We start from the raw sequence: 18,506 nt of genomic DNA, 5'->3' as shown, positions 1-18,506 counted from the left end.
GGGCCTACCTGATCGGTCGGCCCGCGTCGTCCCGTGCCCGCGGGATCGCGTCCTGCACCAGGCCGACGGTGCCGACGATCGCGACCACCGCCGCTGCCGCCCATAGGAACGGGGACACGTCCCTGTCGCTGTGCCATGCCGAGACGACGAGGGCTGCTGCCCCGGCCAGGAGGGCCACACCCAGCACGACCCCGACGACGTCCCGGCGCTTCCTGTCCTCCTCCTCGATGATGCGCCCGACCTCCTCGTCCAGGTGCCCCAGCATGCGCTTGTACGCAGCGCTGTCCGGAGGGAGCTTCGCGAGCAGGTCTGCGTCGCTGGACAACCGACCGCGGCGACCCCTGACCGCCCCTCGGAGGACCTTGGCCACGGCGCCCACCACCGGGATCACCGCGAGCACGACCTTGGACCAGTCGTCCGCGTCCACTACGCGTGGTCGACGGACGGGTGCTGGCCGCTGCCGGCGGCGGCGGCGGATCGCGCCATGGGGGGAGAGCCCACGAACGAACTCTAGCGACCTCGCCGGACGCCCACGCCAGCAAGAAGGCCTGATGGACATCGTCGAGCTCCTGAACATCTCCGTCGCTCGAGGATGATCGAGCACGAGCTGGTCGACGCCCTCCAACAGGCCGATGGTCGGCAGATGCGCAAGGCACGTGAGTTGTGACGTCGGCGGACCACCGTCCAGGAGCTCGTCGCGCCACCCGTAGGACGTCGCTCCTCGGACTCCACGCCCCGCCCGTCCCGGCTCCTCGGCGAATCAGTCGGCCGGGTCGGCGTCGGGCACGGTGCTGTCGCCCGTGCCGGCGTCGTCGCCGCTGCCGGGCACGAGCACGGTCCCGTCGCCGGTCTCGCCGCCGGTGCCGCCGGGCGGGGTTCCGCTGCCTCCGCCGGTCTCGCCGCCGGTGCCGCCGGGCGGGGTTCCGCTGCCTCCGCCGGTCTCGCCGTCGGTGCCGCCGGGCGGGGTTCCGCTGCCTCCGCCGGTCTCGCCGTCGGTGCCGCCGGGCGGGGTTCCGCTGCCTCCGCCGGTCTCGCCGCCGGTGCCGCCGGGCGGGGTTCCGCTGCCTCCGCCGGTCTCGCCGTCGGTGCCGCCGGGCGGGGTTCCGCTGCCTCCGCCGGTCTCGCCGTCGGTGCCGCCGGGCGGGGTTCCGCTGCCTCCGCCGGTCTCGCCGTCGGTGCCGCCGGGCGGGGTTCCGCTGCCTCCGCCGGCCTCGCCGTCGGTGCCGCCGGGCGGGGTTCCGCTGCCTCCGCCGGTCTCGCCGTCGGTGCCGCCGGGCGGGGTTCCGCTGCCTCCGCCGGCCTCGCCGTCGGTGCCGCCGGGCAAGACTCCCTCCACGGCCCTGTCGCGGGTCTGCACGTCGTCCTCCGTGTCGCCGGCGGTGCCGCCGGACGGGGAGTCCGGCCCGTCCTCGGTGCCCTCACCGCTCCCGTTCCCCGGCGCCGTGCCGGGGTTCTCGCCGGGAACGGTGCTGGAGTCGTCCGTTCCGTTGCCGGACGCGTTCTCGCCTCCCTCGTTCGACTGCTCGCCGGCCCCGCCGTCGTCGGAGGGCGAACCGGCCGCCGAACTCGTCGGCAACTCACGGGCCCGTTGCTCGGCGGCGGTATCGGGGTGGTCGTCCTGGTCTCCCTGGGTCCCTTGCGGGCGGGCGACGAAGTCGCCGGTGTCCTGGCGGAGGACGACGAACTCCTCGACCGGGGAGGGCGCCGGCTTGATCTCCGTGACGGTCTCGGCCTCGAATCCCGGCCAGCGCGGCCCCTCGTAGGGCATGTCGGCCTGCTGTTCCGGCGGTTGGAGGGGGTTACCACAGGCACATCGGACCTTCGGCTCGCCGTACGCGTCGATGAGCACCGCCGTCCCGGCCTGTAGCACGGCCTGGAAGGGGACGGCCCTGTCATCGCGGAAGCCGTGGTTGGTGATGGCGGTGTCGGTGCGCAGGGTCACCGGAGTGAGCCCGCCCAGGAAGGTTCGGACCTGTTCGACCGAGATGCCGAGGGCAGTTCCCCATGCCGCTGCCAGTGTCGGCTGCTTCTCGAGGAAGTCTGCCAAGCCCTGGGCGTTGCAGGAATTCGTCCCCGTGCCGCCGTAGAGGCCCGGGGTCGCCCCGGAGACTGCGCCCGCCAAGGAGATCGGCGGCTCCCCCTGTCCCGCAGCGGCGGACTCGGCGAACGGCTCGGGGCCGACGTCGGCAGCAGGCTGGGCGAGGACGACATCCGAGGGCGGGATCGTGTCGCCGCGGCCGAGGAGCCAGATCGCCCCCAGGGCTGCGAGTGCGAGCAGGAGCGCGCCCGCGGTGAGAAGCCGGCGCGTACGGCGCAGCCGCTCGGGTCGGCCGGACGACGCGGCGTGCAATCCCGTCCTCAGCCGGCGACCCGGACGTCCGCCGGCGCCGACGTCGCCGGCCCCCGCCTTCTGCGGCTCGTGGTCGTCGGCCGCCGTCGGTGACGCCGGCGGCCCCTCGCCCGCGGAGGAGGCTCCGCGGACCGTCACCGGGGTGGTTGCAGCGGCCAGGTCGGCGAGCAGCCGGTCGATCGCCTGTGCGTTCCGGTAGGTGATGTCGGGCCTGCGGCGCAGCGCCCGCAAGAGCTCGTGGGCGTCGTCCTTGACCCCTTCGTCGTCTTCCGTCTCCAGAACCTCGCGCAGCTGCCGGATGAAGTCGCCCTGCTGGTCGGGGGTCAGCTGGGCCGCCCCGATCGCCGATCCGAGTCGGAGTAGGTACTCGAACGGGACCGACGGTGGCTCCGGCAGGGGCTCGGGCAGCGGGTGCCGCTCAGTCACGGCTTGCTGGATGGCGTCGAGCAGCTCCATCCCCTTGGCCAGCGTCCGCTCCCGGTAGTCGACTACCTGGATGTCGGCGACCGGGGTGAGGCGGATGTTCCCCACCGGGCCGACCTGCACGGGCAGGATCGGCAGACCCAGCGCTCTCGCGTAGGACAGCTCCGTCAGGCACGGCTTGGACGCCAGGGAGTTGTCGGACAGGAGGAAGAGGAACACGTCGCACTGACGGATCCGCCGCAGGATGTCCTGCCACCACGGGTCGCCACCGCGGAGCTCCTGGTCGTGCCACACGGACAGGTGGGCCCGTTGCAGGTCCGAGATCAGCCCTCGGACCGCGGTCTCGTCCTTGCGTGAGTAGCTGGCGAACAGCCACATGGTGGTACCTCCGCCATGCGGGATGGCATCACTTCTCATCTTGAGCCACGACGGAGCGTCCTGATACTGCTTTTCTACCTTTTTGCCAGCATTCTTCGGTCCCTGGCGTTCATGGCGCCTTCCGCCAGGGTCCGGGCGACCTTCTCGTCGGGGACCCCGCGAAGTGGGCGCCCGGCGTTCCGGCCCGGCCTGGCGGGGGTAGCCGACCGGCATGGCCGACACCCGACGTCCCGTCAGCGACCAGGTGGTCGTCGTCCTCGGTGCCTCCAGCGGCATCGGGCGAGCGACCGCGCTGGAGTTCGCGCGGCAGGGCTGCACCCGCATCGTCGTCGCCTCCCGCGGTGAGGAGGCCCTCGGCACGCTGGTCGAGGAGCTCACGCGGAAGGGCGCGGAGGCGGTCGCCGTCCCCACCGACATCACCGACCAGGCCGCCGTCCGGGCGCTGGTCGACGCCGCCGAGGCCCGCTTCGGCCGGATCGACACCTTCGTGACCGTGCCCGGGGTCGGCATCTGGGGGTCGGTCAAGCAGATCGACCTCGACGAGTTCCGCCGGGTCACCGAGGTGAACTACATCGGTCACGTGGCCGCCGCGCAGGCCGCCGTCCCGGCGCTGGAGCGGGCCGGCGGTGGCGTGCTGATCGGCATCGGCTCGGTGGAGGGCTACCGGTCCATCCCGCTGCACGCGCCGTACTCGGCGAGCAAGTTCGCGCTGCGGGCCTTCTACGACGCGCTGCGGATGGAGCTGGCCGAGGAGGGGTCGCCGGTCGAGGTGAGCCAGATCCTGCCCGCCGGCATCGCCACGCCCTTCTTCGAGCACGCCCGCACCAAGCTCGGCTGGATGCCCAAGCCGCCGCCGCCCGTCTACGCGCCCGAGCTGGTCGCCGAGGCCGTCGTACGGGCGTCGGTGCACCCGCGGCGGGAGGTCCCGGTGGGCGACGCCGCGCTGGGCTTCATCGCCGGGCAGCGGTTCAGTCCCGCGCTCACCGACGCGCTGCTGTCGGTGACCGGCCGACAGCTGCAGACCACCGACCGGCCCGACGACGGCACCGACATCCTCGACACCCCGACCCCGGGCCCCGGCCGGGTGCGCGGCGCCTACGCGGACCAGGTGCTGACCACCAGCCCGGTCACTCGGGTCGCCGGCGCCGTGGCACGACCGGGTGAGCTGCTCCTGCGGGCCATCCGGCGGCGTCCCTCGGCCTGAGCGAGGACCCCGTCCTCCCGTCCCCTCGCCAGCTCGGGGCGGTGCCCTGGACGGGGCCACCCCTGGAGGGGTCCTTCCTCAGGCGTCGGGGATGAGCAGCAGCTCGGTCTGCCGGTCGCCGAGGTAGCTCACGCCGTCCTCGGTGAGGGCCACGCCCTCCTCCAGCGCCATGCGCACCGGCTGGCCGCCCCACTCGGCCACCGGCACCCGCACGCACAGCTCGAGGGCGTAGACGGTGTCCGGGTGCAGCACCCGGTCGCCGGCGCCGGGGACGCCGCGCTGGTCGTCCCACCGGCCGATCGCCGGTCCCGCGCCGTGGCCGTGGACCCCGACCGGGTGCGAGTAGACGTCGCCGTCGATGCCCTCGGCCGCCGCGGCGCACCGGACCGCGGCCAGCACCTCGTTGCCGGTCCGTCCGGCGACGAGCTCCGCCGTGGTGAGGTCCTGCAGCCGGTTGCCGACGGCCAGCGCCTGCCGCAGACCGGCCGGCGCGTCCGTCTCGCCGCGGCGCAGCACGTAGCCGTTGCGCTGGCTGTCGGTCTTCAGGCCGAGGCTGGACAGGCCGACGTCGCAGTGCACCAGGTCGCCGGGCTCCACCGGCACGTCGAAGGGGACGGCCGGCAGCAGCGCGCCCTGCTCGCAGCGCGGCGCCACCCCAGCGCGCTGCACGTCGACCACCGGGTGGAACCACGGCTCGACGCCCAGGTCGGACAGCCGCTGGCGGAGCCACCAGGCCAGGTCGGTGCCGGTGGAGACACCGGCGGTCAGGACGGCGGGGGAGAAGGCCTCCTCGACCACCTCGCGCACCCGCCGGTTGAGCCGATCCAGGACGGCGATCTCCTCCGGCAGCCGGGTCTCCAGCCAGCCGACCGCGAGGTCCTCGGCCGGCACCAGCCGGTCGGCCCACGGCCCCAGCGCCTCGGTGAGCCGACGGTGCTCGGTGTGCGACAGCCCGTCGGCGAGGGCGAAGTCCGCGGAGACGTCGATGCCGATCCGCTGCGGGGCGGCCTGCTCGACGATGCGGCGGACCTCAGCCCACTGGGCGTCCTCGGCCGGCGGCCGCCCGCCGGCATCGGGGGACCAGGCCGGCAGGAACTGGCCCACCGGGTACCGCGAGACCGCCGCCGCGGTGACGCCGTCGTCGCTGCGGTGCAGCACCAGGATCGTGCGCCGGCGGGCCGAGAGCCAGGTGGCCGGGAGCAGCGTGGCCAGCACCGGGTCCTCGTTGTACTCGCGGCCGACGACCAGCCACAGGTCGATGCCGGCGCGGTCCATCAGCCCGGGCAGCAGGTCGAGCAGCCGCTGGGTCAGCCACCGGTCGCGGACGTCGGCCTGCTCGCGCAGCGGCAGCGGCACCGTGCGGGTCGGGTCCGGCGCGACGAGCGTCATGGGGAGAGTGGAGCAGACAACCGGCGTCGCCACAGGTCGAACGGTGGCGGCCTCGCCCCGGGCCCGCGCTCAGCCGGCGAGTGGATGAGGAGGCCGAGGTCCTGCTTCAGGCGGCTCCGCCGGTCGCGCGTCCGGTCGGTGCCATGCTGTCGGCGAAGCGCCCGCTGCGCTGCCGGGGCAGGACGGCGGCCACGCGGTCGCGGCCGGCCTGCTTGGCCGCGTACATGGCGCCGTCGGCGCGGTCGACCAGCCGCCACATCGCGTCGCCGGCCTCCTCGCCGTCCACCGGCCGGTCCAGCGCGATGCCGATCGAGGCGGTCACCGCGTGCCCTTCGTCGGTGCGGCTGGTGCGCACCGCCGCCCGCAGCCGCTCGGCCAGTCGGTGCGCCTCGGCCGGGTCGCTGACCAGCCCGAGCACGATCAGCTCCTCACCGCCGGTGCGCGCCAGCACGTCGCTGGGCCGCACCGTGGCCGCCAGGGACGTCGCCACCGCCCGCAGCACGGCGTCCCCGGCGGCGTGACCGTGGGCGTCGTTGAGCTGCTTGAAGTGGTCGAGGTCCAGGACCATCGCGGCCACCCGCGACCCCTCGCGGCGGGCCTGTCGCCAGACCCTCGGGGCCTGCTCCAGGAGGAAGCGCCGGTTGGCCAGCCCGGTGAGCGGGTCCTGGTGGGACAGCGCCTGCGTGGCCTCGAGCAGCCGCTGGACCCGGCGGCGCAGCACGTGGACGCCGAACGCCGCGGTGTTCAGGGCGCCGGCGCTGATCGCCACCTGCACGGCGATCGTCAGGACACCGTCATAGGTGTGCTCGAGGGCGATCGTGCAGGCCGCCACCGTCGCGAGCATGGTGGCGCCCAGCATCCGGGTGCCGAGGAACCAGGCGGCGACGAACGAGGGGAACAGCAGCATCAGCGGGGTCGCCTGCGCCGGCTCGGAGATGCTGAGGACGACGATCACGTAGACGACCTCGACGAGCAGCACCAGCCCGAAGGTCTGCCACCGGCCGATCCGCTGCCGGACAGCCAGCGCGACGGCTGCCGCCAGGCAGGCGGCCATCGCGACGGTGTAGCTGCTGCGGGTGGCGCCCTGGTGCAGCGTCCCGTCGACGAAGAGGTTCGCCATGCCGATGAGGCCGGCGACGAAGGTGAGCGCGGCAAGGGCGAGCACCGCGATCCGGTGTTCCGGCCCCGGGCTGACGGCTGGGCCGTACCGCCTGACGAGTGTGTCGGTGTCCTTGCGTCGCCACCCCGTCACGGGGGGCAGCATGCCGCACACAGCGGCCTCACAGGGAGTTCCGTTGCGCAGTCGTTCCCCAACGTCCCAGTGAGCGGGACGGGTCGACGTCGCCGCGCGGCGGTGCCAGGGTGACGGCCGTGTCCCACCCGGATCCCGGCACGGTCGTCGTCCGCACCCTCGCCGAGCACCCGATGGTCGAGGCAGGGACCAGCGCGCTGCGCATGGTCGCGCCCGGCTCGGAGACCGCCGGCCGCTTCGGCCTGGTCGAGTACCGGCTCGCGCCGCACAGCCCGGGCGCCGCGCCGCACTACCACCAGACGTTCTCCGAGTCGTTCTACGTGGTCTCCGGCAGGCTCACCGTGTACGCCGACGGGGCGTGGCGGCCGTACTCGGCGGGGGACTTCGCGCTGGTGCACGAGCGCGGCGTGCACGGCTTCCGCAACGACGGCGACGAGCCGGCCGACTTCCTCATCCTCTTCGCGCCCGGCACCGCCCGGGAGCAGTTCTTCGCCGAGATGGCCGAGCTGCGCCGCAGCGGCCGGACGCCGTCCCCGGAGGAGATGACCGCCTTCTACGCCCGGCACGACCAGGTGATGGTCGACGTCTGACCGGGAAGGAACGCCAGCGGACGACGACCGAGGAGGACGCACATGGCGCAGGGACCGTGGTTCTACTGCCTCAAGCACCACACCGTGGAGGACCGGGACGGGTGCGCCGAGCGGCACCGCCTGGGCCCGTACGCGACCCGCGAGGAGGCCGAGCACGCACTGCAGTCGGTGGCCGAGCGCGAGCAGCAGCTGACCGAGGAGGACCGGCGGTGGCAGGGCGACTGAAGGAGGACCACCCTCCTCCCCACGCTCCGTGACCAGGGCATGATCGGCGGCGATGACGCCGGGCGGTCCGGCGGCGCAGGAGGAGGACGCGTGACCGACGGACGCTCGGTGGAGGAACTGGTCGTCGGCGTGCTGGGCGGCACCGGTCCGCAGGGCCGCGGGCTCGCCGTCCGGCTGGCGGCGGCCGGGCAGCGCGTGCTGCTGGGGTCGCGGGACGCCGAGCGGGCCGGTGAGGTCGCGGCGCAGGTCGCCGAGCGGGCCACTGCCGCAGCCGGGGGCACCGACGTCTCGGTGACCGGCGGTGCCAACGTCGACGTCGCGGGCGCGGCCGACCTGGTCGTGGTCGCCGTCCCCTACGCCGGGCACGCCGACACCCTCGCGGAGCTCGCGACCCCGCTGGCCGGCAAGGTCGTCGTCGACTGCGTCGTCCCCATGGCCTTCGACGAGCTCGGCGCGTACGTGCTCGACGTCCCGGAGGGGTCGGCGGCCCAGCAGGCCGCCGCGCTGCTGCCCGACTCGCACGTGGTCGGCGCCTTCCACCACCTGTCGGCGCGGCTGCTTGAGGACCTCTCCAGGCCCACCCTGGACGGCGACGTGATGGTCGTCGGCGACGTCCGTGAGGCCACTGACACCGTGCAGGCGCTGGCCGGCCGGCTGCCGGGCATGCGCGGCATCTACGCCGGCCGGCTGCGCAACGCCCGCCAGGTCGAGGCCCTGACGATCAACCTGGTGTCGGTGAACCGCCGGTACAAGGCGCACGCCGGCATCCGCGTCACCGACGTCTGACGAAGGACCGCCGTTCCCGGCGCGAGTGAGCAGTTGCGGTCGCTCTCCGCGGCGTGTCCGACCGTGTCGGCGACCGCAACTGCCCACTGGGCGCCGGCCGCGGAGCCGACGATCAGTCGAAGGAGTGCTCGGGCCCCGGAAAGACGCCGCTGCGGACCTCGTCGGCGTACTCGCGTGCAGCCCGCAGCAGCTCGCCGCGCAGGTCGGCGTACTTCTTCACGAACCTCGGCACCCGGCCGCTGGTGAGACCGGCCATGTCCGGCCAGACCAGCACCTGGGCGTCGCAGTCGACACCGGCGCCGATGCCGATCGTGGGGATCGACAGCTCCTTGGTCACCTGCGCCGCGATCTCGGCCGGCACCATCTCCAGGACGACGGCGAACGCCCCGGCCTCCTGGACGGCGTGCGCGTCGGTCAGCAGCTGCTCGGCCCCGGCCCCGCGGCCCTGCACCCGGAAGCCGCCGAGGGCGTGCTCGCTCTGCGGCGTGAAACCGACGTGCGCCATCACCGGGATGCCGTTCTCGGTCAGCATCCGGGTCTGCGGGGCGACCCGCACCCCGCCCTCGAGCTTGACCGCCTGCGCGCCGCCCTCCTTCAGCATCCGGACGGCGGTGGCGAACGCCTGCTGCGGCGACGCCTCGTAGCTGCCGAAGGGCAGGTCGGCCACGATGAGCGCCCGCTTCGTCGAGCGGGTGACCGCCTTGGTCATCCCCAGGATGTCCTCGACGGTGACCGGCACGGTCGAGGTGTGCCCGAGGACGACGTTGCCGGCGGAGTCGCCGACCAGCATCACCGGGATGCCGGCCTCCTCGAAGACGGTCGCGCTGAAGGTGTCGTAGGCGGTGAGCATCGCCCACTTCTCGCCGCGCTCCTTGGCCTGCTGCAGGTGGTGCACCCGCACCCGGGCGGTGGACGTCCCGCCGTAGAGCACCGATTCCGTCATGGGTGTGATGCCGCTCCTTCACGGACGGTGGGCAGCGTCTCCCGCCACCGGTTGGTGACGGGCAGCCGCCTGTCGCGTCCGAACGCCTTGAGGCTGATCTTCGTTCCGGGCGCGGACTGCCGGCGCTTGAACTCCGCGGCGTCCACCAGCCGCAGCACCCGCGCCACCACCTCCGGGTCGTGGCCGCGCTCGAGCAGCTCGCCCATCCCGAGGTCGCGGTCGACGTAGTCGGCGACGACCGCGTCGAGCTCCTCGTAGGAGGGCAGCGAGTCGGTGTCGACCTGGCCGGGGGCGAGCTCGGCCGACGGCGGCTTCTCGATCGAGTTGACCGGGATCGGCTCGGTCTCCCCCCGCCCCCGCGCGTACTCGTTGCGCCACCGGGCGAGGGCCCAGACCAGCGTCTTCGGCACGTCCTTGATGGGGGCGAAGCCGCCGGCCGAGTCGCCGTAGAGCGTGGAGTAGCCGACCGCGATCTCGCTCTTGTTGCCGGTCGTGAGCAGCAGGTGGCCGTGCTGGTTGGACAACCCCATCAGCAGCGTGCCGCGCACCCGCGCCTGCAGGTTCTCCGCGGCGACCCCGCTGAGCTCCACCGACGAGTGGTAGGCGTCGACCATTGGCGCGATCGGGACGACGGAGTAGTGCAGCCCGGTCCGCCGGGCGAGGTCCTCGGCGTCGGCGAGCGAGTGCTCGCTGGAGTACCGCGACGGCAGGCCGACGCCGTACACCCGGTCGGCGCCCAGCGCGTCGACGGCGAGGGCGGCGCAGACGGCGGAGTCGATGCCGCCCGAGAGGCCGAGCACCACCGAGGGCATGCCGTTCTTGTCGATGAAGTCCCGCAGGCCCAGCACCAGCGCCCGCCAGACCTCCTCGCAGTCCGACAGCGGCTCGGCGACCGAGGCCGGCCGCGGGTCGAACGCGGGCACCGGCTCCTCGGAGAGCACGTGCCGGGTGACCGTCATCGGCCCGAACCGGCCCTCGCGCCGGTCGGGCACGGCCGAGCGGTCGACGCGCAGGTCGACGCACAGCAGGTGCTCGACGAACTGCGGCGCGCGGCCCAGCAGCTCGCCGTCCGGCGCCACGGCCATCGAGTCGCCGTCGAAGACCAGCTCGTCCTGGCCGCCGACCTGGTTGCAGTAGACGACCGTGGCCCGCGCCTCGGCCGCCCGGCGGCGGACCAGCGGCAGGCGCAGGTCGTCCTTGGCCCGCTCGTAGGGCGAGGCGTTGGGGGAGAGCACCAGGTCGACGCCGGCCTCCCCGGCGACGCCGCACGGACCGCCCTCGACCCAGAGGTCCTCGCAGACGGTCAGCGCGACGTCCACCCCGTGCAGCCGCACGACCGGCAGCTCGGTGCCGGGCACGAAGTAGCGGGCCTCGTCGAAGACGCCGTAGTTGGGCAGGTGCCGCTTGTGGTAGCGGACGACGACCTCGCCGCCGTGCAGGAGCGCGGCGGCGTTGCGGGGTGCGCCGCGGCGCGGGTTGGCGTCGGCCGGGCGGTCGTCGTCGCCGGGCATCGACTCCGTCGTCGCCGGGCCAATGCCCTCGGTGTGTGCGAGGTAGCCGACGACGACCGCGGTGTCGCCGAGCCCCCGCTCGGCCAGGTCGCCGGCGAGCTCGACCAGCGCCTTCTCACTGGCCTGCGCGAAGGACTCGCGGAGCACGAGGTCCTCGGGCGGGTACCCGGTGAGGGTCATCTCGGGGAAGACGACGACGTGGGCGCCGTCCTCGGCGGCGATCGCCGTCCAGGTGGTGACCAGCGCGGCGTTGCCGGCGATGTCGCCGACGCGGGTGTCGACCTGGGCCAGGGCCACGCGGAGCTGCACGGGTTCGCTCACGTGCCCATCCTGGTCCGCGCCCCCGGAACGCGGCCAGGCGGGGACCTGGCCGGACGATCACGCGACGCCTGGCCTCCGCCGCATGACCCTGCGAGGACACCTGCGCCGCTCGGCGGCGGGGGCCTGTGCCGACATCGGCGTCGTCGCCGCGCTCGCGCCCGCACGGGTGCCGGCCCTCTTCGGCGGTGCCGCCGGCACACCCGACGCGCGGACGGAGGTCCGGGCGGTCCACGCCGGCATCCCGCTGGCCCTCGCGGCGTCCCTGACCGCGGCGTCGGGATCGACACCCGGGGACGACGCCGTCCTGCGCACGGTGGGCGCCGCCGGCGCCGGCATGGCCGTCGCGCGGTCGGCCGGGTGCGTGGCCGAGCGCCGGCTCACCGCCCGGCCGAGCGGCGCCTTCCTCGCCCTCGAGGCGGCGCTCGCCGTGGCGCTGCGGGCGGCAGCGCAGGCAGGGGGCAGCCGCCGCACCGGCTGAGCGCCCGAGCCGGAGCCGGCACGTCAGCTCGCGGGCACCGGCGGGGTCGTCGGCCGGAGGACGGGCAGGTCACCGGCCGCGCTCGGGGTCCGGGCCTCCGAGGACGGGGGCGTGGCGTGCTCCAGGAAGCGGAGCAGCTCGACGGGGAACGGCAGGACGACGGTGGAGTTCTTCTCCGCGGCCACCTCGACCATGGTCTGCAGCAGGCGCAGCTGCAGCGCGGCCGGCTGGGTCGCCATCACCTGAGCGGCCTGCGCCAGCTTCTGCGAGGCCTGCAGCTCGCCCTCGGCGGTGATCACCCGGGACCGGCGCTCGCGCTCGGCCTCCGCCTGCCGGGACATCGACCGCTTCATCGACTCCGGCAGCGCGACGTCCTTGATGTCGACCCGGTCGATGTGCACGCCCCAGTCGACGGCCGGGTTGTCGAGCATCAGCTCGAGGCCCTGGTTGAGCCGTTCGCGGTTGGACAGCAGGTCGTCGAGATCGCTCTTGCCGATGATCGACCGCAGCGACGCCTGCGCGACCTGGGCGATCGCGGCCTGGTAGTTCTGCACGTCGACGACGACCCGCACCGGGTCGAACACGCGGTAGTAGACGACCGCGTCGACCTTGACGGTGACGTTGTCGCGGGTGATCCCCTCCTGCGCCGGCACCGGCATGGTGACGATCTGCATGTTCACCTTGTGCATCCGGTCGATGCCCGGCGCGATGACGGTCAGGCCGGGCGGCCGGGCGTCGCCGAGCAGCCGGCCGAACCGCAGGACCACTCCGCGCTGGTACTGGGTGACCACCCGGACGCTCGCGCCCACGAGCACCAGCAGCCCGAGCACGGCGATGACGACCAGTGCGAGAACGACGTCCATCTCGCCCTCCGCCAGCGGCGCCGCGGCCGGACGCGGGGTCGCGCCCGTGGCCGCGCCGCCCTCGTGCTGGCGGTCACATGCTAGATCGACTCCGGCCGCCCCGGACCCCCTCCGGTGCCGGTGCGCGCCGGTGGGTGTCGCCGGCGCGGCGCCGCAGCCGCCCGCCGTCGCCGGGGCCCCGTGTGCAGATCGGCGCGACGGGGCAGGCTGGGGGGCGGACGTCACCCCACGGAAACGACTGGACGCGATCATGGCGAGCATGGACCGACAGCAGGAGTTCGTCCTGCGCACCCTCGAGGAACGCGACATCCGCTTCGTGCGGCTGTGGTTCACCGACGTCTCCGGTTACCTCAAGGCCGTGGCTGTGGCGCCCGCGGAGATCGAGGCGGCCTTCGCCGAGGGCATCGGCTTCGACGGCTCGGCGATCGAGGGCTTTGCGCGCGTCTACGAGTCCGACATGCTCGCCAAGCCCGACCCCGGCACCTTCCAGGTGATGCCGTCGGCCAAGGGCGGCTCCAGCGACACCGCGCGGATGTTCTGCGACCTCACCACGCCCGACGGCTCGCCGTCCTGGGCCGACCCGCGGCACGTGCTGCGCCGGGCGCTGACGAAGGCCGCCGACATGGGCTTCACCTTCTACACCCACCCCGAGGTCGAGTTCTTCCTGCTCAAGGACCAGCCCAGCGACGGCAGCCCGCCCGAGCCGGCCGACAACGGCGGCTACTTCGACCTCTCCACGCACAACGTCGCCCACGACTTCCGCCGCGAGGCGGTCTTCGCGCTCGAGGCGATGGGCATCTCGGTGGAGTTCAGCCACCACGAGGTCGCGCCCGGCCAGCAGGAGATCGACCTGCGCTACGCCGACGCGCTGTCGATGGCCGACAACATCATGACGCTGCGGCACGTCGTCCGTGAGGTGGCGCTCGCGCAGCACGTGCACGCCACCTTCATGCCCAAGCCGTTCACCGACCTGGCGGGCTCGGCGATGCACACCCACCTGTCGCTGTTCGAGGGCGACCGCAACGCCTTCCACGACCCGGCCGACCCGATGAAGCTGTCGACCACCGGCAAGCAGTTCATCGCCGGCCTGCTCGTCCACGCCAAGGAGTACACCGCCGTCACCAACCAGACGGTGAACTCCTACCGGCGGCTGCTGGCCGGCACCGAGGCGCCGACCGCGGCCACCTGGGGCCGGGCCAACCGCTCGGCGCTCGTGCGGCTGCCCTCGTACAAGCCGAACAAGGGCCAGTCGGCCCGGGTGGAGGTCCGCTCGCCGGACTCCGCGTGCAACCCCTACCTCACCTTCGCGATCCTGCTGGCCGCCGGGCTGCGCGGCATCGAGAAGGGCTACGAGCTACCGCCGGAGGCCGAGGACGACGTCTGGTCGCTCACCGACACCGAGCGCCGCGCCGCCGGCTACGAGGACCTCCCGGTGTCCCTCGGCGAGGCGCTCACCGCCATGCAGGGCAGCGAGCTGGTGGCCGAGACCCTCGGCGAGCACGTCTTCGAGTTCTTCCTGCGCAATAAGTGGGCCGAGTTCAACGCCTACCGGCAGAACGTGACCCCGTGGGAGCTCAAGCGCTACCTGCCCGGCCTCTGAGAGAGGACCTCGTCGCCCCCCGCACCTCGCAGGCTCGGCACGGGTCCCTGCGACGAGGCCGTTCCATCTCGTCACCTGCTCGCGGCGGGTCCCTGCAGGGGAGCCGTTCCAGCACCTCACTCCCCCCGCACCTCGCAGGCTCGGCGCGGGTCCCTGCGACGAGGCCGTTCCATCTCGTCACCCGCTCGCGGCGGGCCTCTGCAGGAGGGGCCGCTCCGGTCCGAACACGGCGCGCGGCGCGAACTACCCTCGGCGCGTGGCCCGCCTGCTCGTCGTCGTCCCCTCCGAGACCGATCCGCCGGCCCGGCTGGGGGAGTGGCTCCGCGCGGCCGGGCTGGAGCTCGACGAGCGCCGCCTCGGCACCGGCGACGAGCTCCCGGCGACCCTCGAGGGCTCCGACGGGCTGCTCGTCCTCGGCGGCCCGCAGTCGGCGATGGACGACGAGCAGACCAGCCCGGAGCTCGTCGGGGTCCGCCGCCTGCTGACCGAGGCCCTGCGGGACGACGTCCCCACGCTGGCGGTCTGCCTGGGCGCCCAGCTGCTCGCCGAGGTCGGGGGCGGCCGCGTGCGGAAGGGCGTCGACGGGCCCGAGGTCGGCGCCACCCTGGTGGCCAAGCGGGACGCCGCCGACTCCGACCCCCTCTTCCGCCCGCTCCCGATGACCCCCGACGTGATCCAGTTCCACCACGACGAGATCGCCGAGCTGCCACGCGGGGCCACCCTGCTGGCGAGCAACCCCGCCTACGCGCACCAGGCGTTCCGGGTGGGGGAGCACGTCTACGGCCTGCAGTTCCACATCGAGACGACGCCGGAGATCGTCGCGGAGTGGGCCGAGCAGGACGTCGTCGGCGTGGCCGCCAGCCCGTTCGACCGGGAGACGATCTGCGCCCGCGCGGCCGCGGTGCACCCGGACCTCGAGGAGGTGTGGGCGCCGTTCGCCGGCCGCTTCGCCGACCTGGTGCGCAGCCGCGCCCGGGCCCGGGCGGGTGCGGCGTGACCACCAGCAGCGCGCCGGAGATCCCGCGCCGAGCCGTCGTCCGGCTGGTCCGGTTCGGGTTCCTCGACGGCGAGCGGGCCGCCCGCCTGCTGTCCGAGCCGGAGATGGGGCTGTGGGACCTCGAGCGCAACGAGCCCGCCGACCCCGAGGCCGGCCCGGTCGTCTCCGCGCTGGCCCGCACCGGTGACCCCGACCTCGCCGTCCGCTCGCTGCGCCGGCTGATCGAGGCCCTGGACGCCGCTGACCCCTCCGGCGGCTCGGCCGCCGCGCTGCTGGCCCGGCTGCGCGGCTCGGCGCTGCTGCGCTCCCGGCTGCTCGGCGTGCTCGGCGCCAGCTCCGGCCTGGCCGACCACCTGGCCGCCCACCCCGGCGACTGGACCGTCCTCGACGGCGACGGTGACGGCGACGGCCGCGGCCCCACCCGGCCCACGCCGCAGGCGCTGGAGCGGCAGATGCTCGTCGCCGTCGGCGCCGACCCCGACGACCCGCCCTGGGGCGTGCGGCTGGGCAGGGGCGCGCCGGACGCCGACCCGCAGCGGGCCGCCGACCTGCGGCTGGCCTACCGGCGGGCCATCCTCTCCGTCGCCGGGCGCGACCTCGGGGAGGGCCTGGCCGCCGAGGACGTCGCCGCCGAGCTCGCCGACATCGCCGCGGCCGTGCTGACCGCCGGGCTGGCCGTCGCCGTGGCCGAGCAGCCCGCCGACGCCGCCGCCTGCCGGCTGGCGGTCATCGCGCTGGGCAAGACCGGTGGCCGGGAGCTCAACTACGTCAGCGACGTCGACGTCGTCTTCGTGGCCGAGCCGGTCGACCCCTCGGAGGCCGACACCGCGCCCGCGCTGAGGAGCGCCACCCGGGTCGCCGCCGCGCTGATGCGCATCTGCCACGAGGCGGCCTGGGAGGTCGACGCCGCGCTGCGGCCCGAGGGCAAGGCCGGAGCGCTGGTGCGCACGCTGGCCAACCACGCGGCCTACTACCGCAGCTGGGCCAGCACCTGGGAGTTCCAGGCGCTGCTGAAGATGCGCCCGGTCGCCGGCGACCCGGACCTCGGCCGGCAATACGTCGAGGAGCTCTTCCCGCTGGTGTGGCAGGCCGGCGAGCGCCCCGGCTTCGTCGGCGAGGTGCAGGCGATGCGCCGGCGAGTGCTGGACAACATCCCCCCCGCCCAGGCCGAGCGCGAGCTCAAGCTGGGCCGCGGCGGGCTGCGCGACGTCGAGTTCGCCGTCCAGCTGCTGCAGCTGGTGCACGGGCGGGTCGACGTGCGGCTCCGGGTGGGCGGCACGCTGCCGGCGCTGCACGCCCTGCGCGCCGGCGGCTACGTGGGCCGCGACGACGCCGACACGCTGATCGCCTCCTACCGCTTCCTGCGGACCGTGGAGCACCGGCTGCAGCTGCTCCGGCTGCGGCGCACCCACCTGCTGCCCACCGACGAGCAGCAGCTGCGCTGGCTGGCCCGGTCGCTGGGCTACAAGCCCGACCACCGCGGGGACGCCGTCGCCGTCCTCGACGCCGAGCTGTCGTTGCACACCCGCGAGGTGCGCCGGCTGCACGAGAAGCTGTTCTACCGGCCGCTGCTGTCGGCCGTGGCGAAGGTGCCGCCGGAGGCCGCGCAGCTGGGGTCGAAGGCGGCCGGCGACTGGCTGCGGGCGCTCGGCTTCGCCGACCCCGACGGCGCGCTGCGGCACATGGCCGCGCTCACCGGCGGGGTGTCGCGGTCGGCGTCGATGCAGAAGTACCTGCTGCCGGTCGTGCTGCAGACCCTCGCCGACTGCGCCGACCCCGATGCCGGGCTGCTGGCCTACCGCAAGGTCAGCGAGGCCCTCGGCGGCAACCAGTGGTACCTGCGGCTGCTGCGCGACGAGGGGCAGGTCGCCGAGCGGCTGGCCGCGCTGCTGGGCTCCAGTCAGTACGTCGCCGCGCTGCTGACCCGCACCCCCGAGGCGCTGCGGATCCTCGCCGACGACGACGAGCTGCGCCCGCGCACCGCGGCGGCCCTCGCCGCGGCGTGGCGGCAGGCGGCCGGGCGGGCCGCGGACCCCGGAGCCGGCATCCGGGTGCTGCGCGGGCTGCGCCGGCACGAGCTGCTGCGGGTCGCCGCCGCGGACCTGCTCGGCATGCTCGACGTCGGGCAGGTCGGCCGCGGGCTGACCGACATCGCCGTCGCCATGCTGCAGGTCGGCCTGGACGTCGCGGTTCGGGCGCACGCCGCCGAGACCGGCACCGCGCCCGGCGACCTCCCGACCGACCTCGCCGTCATCGGCATGGGCCGGCTCGGCGGCGGGGAGATGGCCTACGGCTCGGACGCCGACGTGCTGTTCGTGCACCGGCCCCGGCCGGGCGCGGAGGACGGGCAGGCGACCGCGGCGGCCAACGCGGTCGCGCACACGCTGCGCCGGCTGCTCGGCGAGCCGGCACCGGATCCGGCCTTCGAGCTCGACGCCGACCTGCGGCCCGAGGGCCGGCAGGGGGCGCTGGTGCGCAGCCTGGACTCCTACCGCGAGTACTACGACCGCTGGATGTCGGTGTGGGAGGTGCAGGCCCTGCTGCGCGCCGTCCCCGTGGCCGGCGACGAGGCCCTGGGCGCGGCGTTCGTCGAGCTCGTCGACCCGATCCGCTACCCGGCCGGGGGCGTCTCGGCCGACCAGGTCGCCGAGATCCGCCGGATCAAGGCCCGGGTCGAGCGGGAGCGGCTGCCGCGGGGTGCGGACCCGACCACGCACACCAAGCTGGGCCGCGGCGGGCTGGCCGACGTCGAGTGGACCGCCCAGCTGCTGCAGCTGGAGCACGCCGGCGAGCACCCGGAGCTGCGGGTCACCTCGACGGTGGCCGCGCTGACCGCGCTGCGGGAGGCCGGCCTGCTCGACGACGACCAGGCGGAGGCGCTGCAGCGGGCGTGGGAGCTGGCCAGCAGGGCCCGCAACGCGGTGTTCCTGGTCCGCGGGCGGCCCAGCGACCAGCTGCCCCGGCCCGGTGCCGAGCTGGCCGGGGTCGCGCGGGCGAGCGGGTACGGCCCGGACGCCGACCCGGGGCAGTTCCTCGACGACTACCGGCGGGCCACCCGGCACGCGCGCGGCGTCGTCGAGCAGGTCTTCTACGGACAGCCCGGCAGCTGACCGGACGCCCTCGGCCGGGTCCCAGGAGCCCCACCGAGCCCCCGGCGCACGCCCGGCACCTGGACGAGGGACTCCCGGGTCGGCGC

Annotated in this window: 15 protein-coding genes; 8 read left to right on the top strand and 7 right to left on the bottom strand. The window is 74.6% G+C overall.

All coding sequences use genetic code 11. From position 1 onward, the window contains the following. Positions 1–4: 4 nt before the first annotated feature. Both GOBS_RS16715 and GOBS_RS25585 read right to left on the bottom strand, forming a co-directional pair. Positions 5–427 (bottom strand): hypothetical protein, encoded by a 423-nt coding sequence (locus GOBS_RS16715; RefSeq protein ID WP_012949442.1) that lies wholly within the window; start codon positions 425–427, stop codon positions 5–7. Between the two features lie 333 nt (positions 428–760). Further along, positions 761–3,190, bottom strand: a complete 2,430-nt coding sequence (locus tag GOBS_RS25585) for a DUF6777 domain-containing protein (RefSeq protein WP_166487430.1) — start codon at positions 3,188–3,190, stop codon at positions 761–763. Between the two features lie 172 nt (positions 3,191–3,362). On the opposite strand from GOBS_RS25585, the gene GOBS_RS16705 reads away from it, so the two are divergent. Next, entirely contained in the window at positions 3,363–4,355 is a 993-nt protein-coding gene (locus tag GOBS_RS16705; RefSeq protein ID WP_012949440.1) for an SDR family oxidoreductase, read from the top strand. A 78-nt stretch (positions 4,356–4,433) separates the two neighbouring features. On the opposite strand, the gene GOBS_RS16700 is transcribed toward GOBS_RS16705, so the two are convergent. Further along, positions 4,434–5,744: a M24 family metallopeptidase gene (locus GOBS_RS16700; RefSeq protein WP_012949439.1), complete on the bottom strand. Its 1,311-nt coding sequence runs from the start codon at positions 5,742–5,744 to the stop codon at positions 4,434–4,436. A 106-nt stretch (positions 5,745–5,850) separates the two neighbouring features. Next, positions 5,851–6,996 (bottom strand): GGDEF domain-containing protein, encoded by a 1,146-nt coding sequence (locus GOBS_RS16695; RefSeq protein ID WP_243697524.1) that lies wholly within the window; start codon positions 6,994–6,996, stop codon positions 5,851–5,853. A 119-nt stretch (positions 6,997–7,115) separates the two neighbouring features. On the opposite strand from GOBS_RS16695, the gene GOBS_RS16690 reads away from it, so the two are divergent. From GOBS_RS16690 to npdG, 3 genes are all read left to right on the top strand, one after another. After that, positions 7,116–7,586, top strand: coding sequence for a cupin domain-containing protein (locus GOBS_RS16690; protein WP_012949437.1), 471 nt, complete (start codon positions 7,116–7,118; stop codon positions 7,584–7,586). 42 nt (positions 7,587–7,628) lie between these two features. Further along, positions 7,629–7,811, top strand: coding sequence for a hypothetical protein (locus tag GOBS_RS16685; protein WP_012949436.1), 183 nt, complete (start codon positions 7,629–7,631; stop codon positions 7,809–7,811). A 90-nt stretch (positions 7,812–7,901) separates the two neighbouring features. Next, on the top strand, positions 7,902–8,597 hold the full coding sequence (gene npdG / locus GOBS_RS16680) for an NADPH-dependent F420 reductase (RefSeq protein ID WP_012949435.1): 696 nt from the start codon (positions 7,902–7,904) through the stop codon (positions 8,595–8,597). A gap of 112 nt (positions 8,598–8,709) precedes the next feature. On the opposite strand, the gene panB is transcribed toward npdG, so the two are convergent. Together panB and GOBS_RS16670 are read right to left on the bottom strand one after the other, a co-directional pair. Next, the gene (gene panB / locus GOBS_RS16675; RefSeq protein WP_012949434.1) at positions 8,710–9,540 is read right to left on the bottom strand and encodes a 3-methyl-2-oxobutanoate hydroxymethyltransferase; all 831 of its coding nucleotides are present in this window, start codon (positions 9,538–9,540) and stop codon (positions 8,710–8,712) included. Further along, positions 9,537–11,372 (bottom strand): NAD+ synthase, encoded by a 1,836-nt coding sequence (locus tag GOBS_RS16670; RefSeq protein WP_012949433.1) that lies wholly within the window; start codon positions 11,370–11,372, stop codon positions 9,537–9,539. The genes panB and GOBS_RS16670 overlap by 4 nt, the downstream gene beginning before the upstream one ends. An 82-nt stretch (positions 11,373–11,454) precedes the next feature. Here GOBS_RS16670 and GOBS_RS16665 point away from each other — a divergent pair, with 82 nt between their 5' ends. Then, positions 11,455–11,850 carry a DUF4345 family protein gene (locus tag GOBS_RS16665; protein ID WP_012949432.1) on the top strand — a complete coding sequence of 132 codons (396 nt, stop codon included), beginning with the start codon at positions 11,455–11,457 and terminating at the stop codon, positions 11,848–11,850. A 23-nt stretch (positions 11,851–11,873) separates the two neighbouring features. Here the strand turns inward: GOBS_RS16665 and GOBS_RS16660 are convergent, their stop codons facing one another. Beyond that, complete coding sequence (locus GOBS_RS16660) at positions 11,874–12,713, bottom strand: slipin family protein (protein WP_012949431.1); 840 nt, start codon at positions 12,711–12,713, stop codon at positions 11,874–11,876. Between the two features lie 259 nt (positions 12,714–12,972). Here GOBS_RS16660 and glnA point away from each other — a divergent pair, with 259 nt between their 5' ends. From glnA to GOBS_RS16645, 3 genes are all read left to right on the top strand, one after another. Continuing rightward, complete coding sequence (glnA, locus tag GOBS_RS16655) at positions 12,973–14,313, top strand: type I glutamate--ammonia ligase (RefSeq protein WP_041242394.1); 1,341 nt, start codon at positions 12,973–12,975, stop codon at positions 14,311–14,313. Between the two features lie 256 nt (positions 14,314–14,569). Next, positions 14,570–15,310 (top strand): type 1 glutamine amidotransferase, encoded by a 741-nt coding sequence (locus tag GOBS_RS16650; RefSeq protein ID WP_012949429.1) that lies wholly within the window; start codon positions 14,570–14,572, stop codon positions 15,308–15,310. After that, positions 15,307–18,420 (top strand): bifunctional [glutamine synthetase] adenylyltransferase/[glutamine synthetase]-adenylyl-L-tyrosine phosphorylase, encoded by a 3,114-nt coding sequence (locus tag GOBS_RS16645; protein WP_012949428.1) that lies wholly within the window; start codon positions 15,307–15,309, stop codon positions 18,418–18,420. Before GOBS_RS16650 ends, GOBS_RS16645 begins: the two co-directional genes overlap by 4 nt. Positions 18,421–18,506: the final 86 nt, after the last annotated feature.

Origin of the sequence: Geodermatophilus obscurus DSM 43160, from assembly GCF_000025345.1 — a bacterium.
GTDB classification, from domain to species: domain Bacteria; phylum Actinomycetota; class Actinomycetes; order Mycobacteriales; family Geodermatophilaceae; genus Geodermatophilus; species Geodermatophilus obscurus.
Note: the sequence above shows the minus strand (reverse complement) of the source record. Positions and strands in the feature narration are given on the sequence as shown.

Bases quoted from the DNA above. Each gene is read 5' to 3' on its own strand.
- GOBS_RS25585 (WP_166487430.1), bottom strand. From the start codon at position 3,190: ATGAGAAGTGATGCCATCCCGCATGGCGGAGGTACCACCATGTGGCTG.
- GOBS_RS16705 (WP_012949440.1), top strand. From the start codon at position 3,363: ATGGCCGACACCCGACGTCCCGTCAGCGACCAGGTGGTCGTCGTCCTC.
- GOBS_RS16700 (WP_012949439.1), bottom strand. From the start codon at position 5,744: ATGACGCTCGTCGCGCCGGACCCGACCCGCACGGTGCCGCTGCCGCTG.
- GOBS_RS16685 (WP_012949436.1), top strand. From the start codon at position 7,629: ATGGCGCAGGGACCGTGGTTCTACTGCCTCAAGCACCACACCGTGGAG.
- panB (WP_012949434.1), bottom strand. From the start codon at position 9,540: ATGACGGAATCGGTGCTCTACGGCGGGACGTCCACCGCCCGGGTGCGG.
- GOBS_RS16665 (WP_012949432.1), top strand. From the start codon at position 11,455: ATGACCCTGCGAGGACACCTGCGCCGCTCGGCGGCGGGGGCCTGTGCC.
- GOBS_RS16660 (WP_012949431.1), bottom strand. From the start codon at position 12,713: ATGGACGTCGTTCTCGCACTGGTCGTCATCGCCGTGCTCGGGCTGCTG.
- glnA (WP_041242394.1), top strand. From the start codon at position 12,973: ATGGACCGACAGCAGGAGTTCGTCCTGCGCACCCTCGAGGAACGCGAC.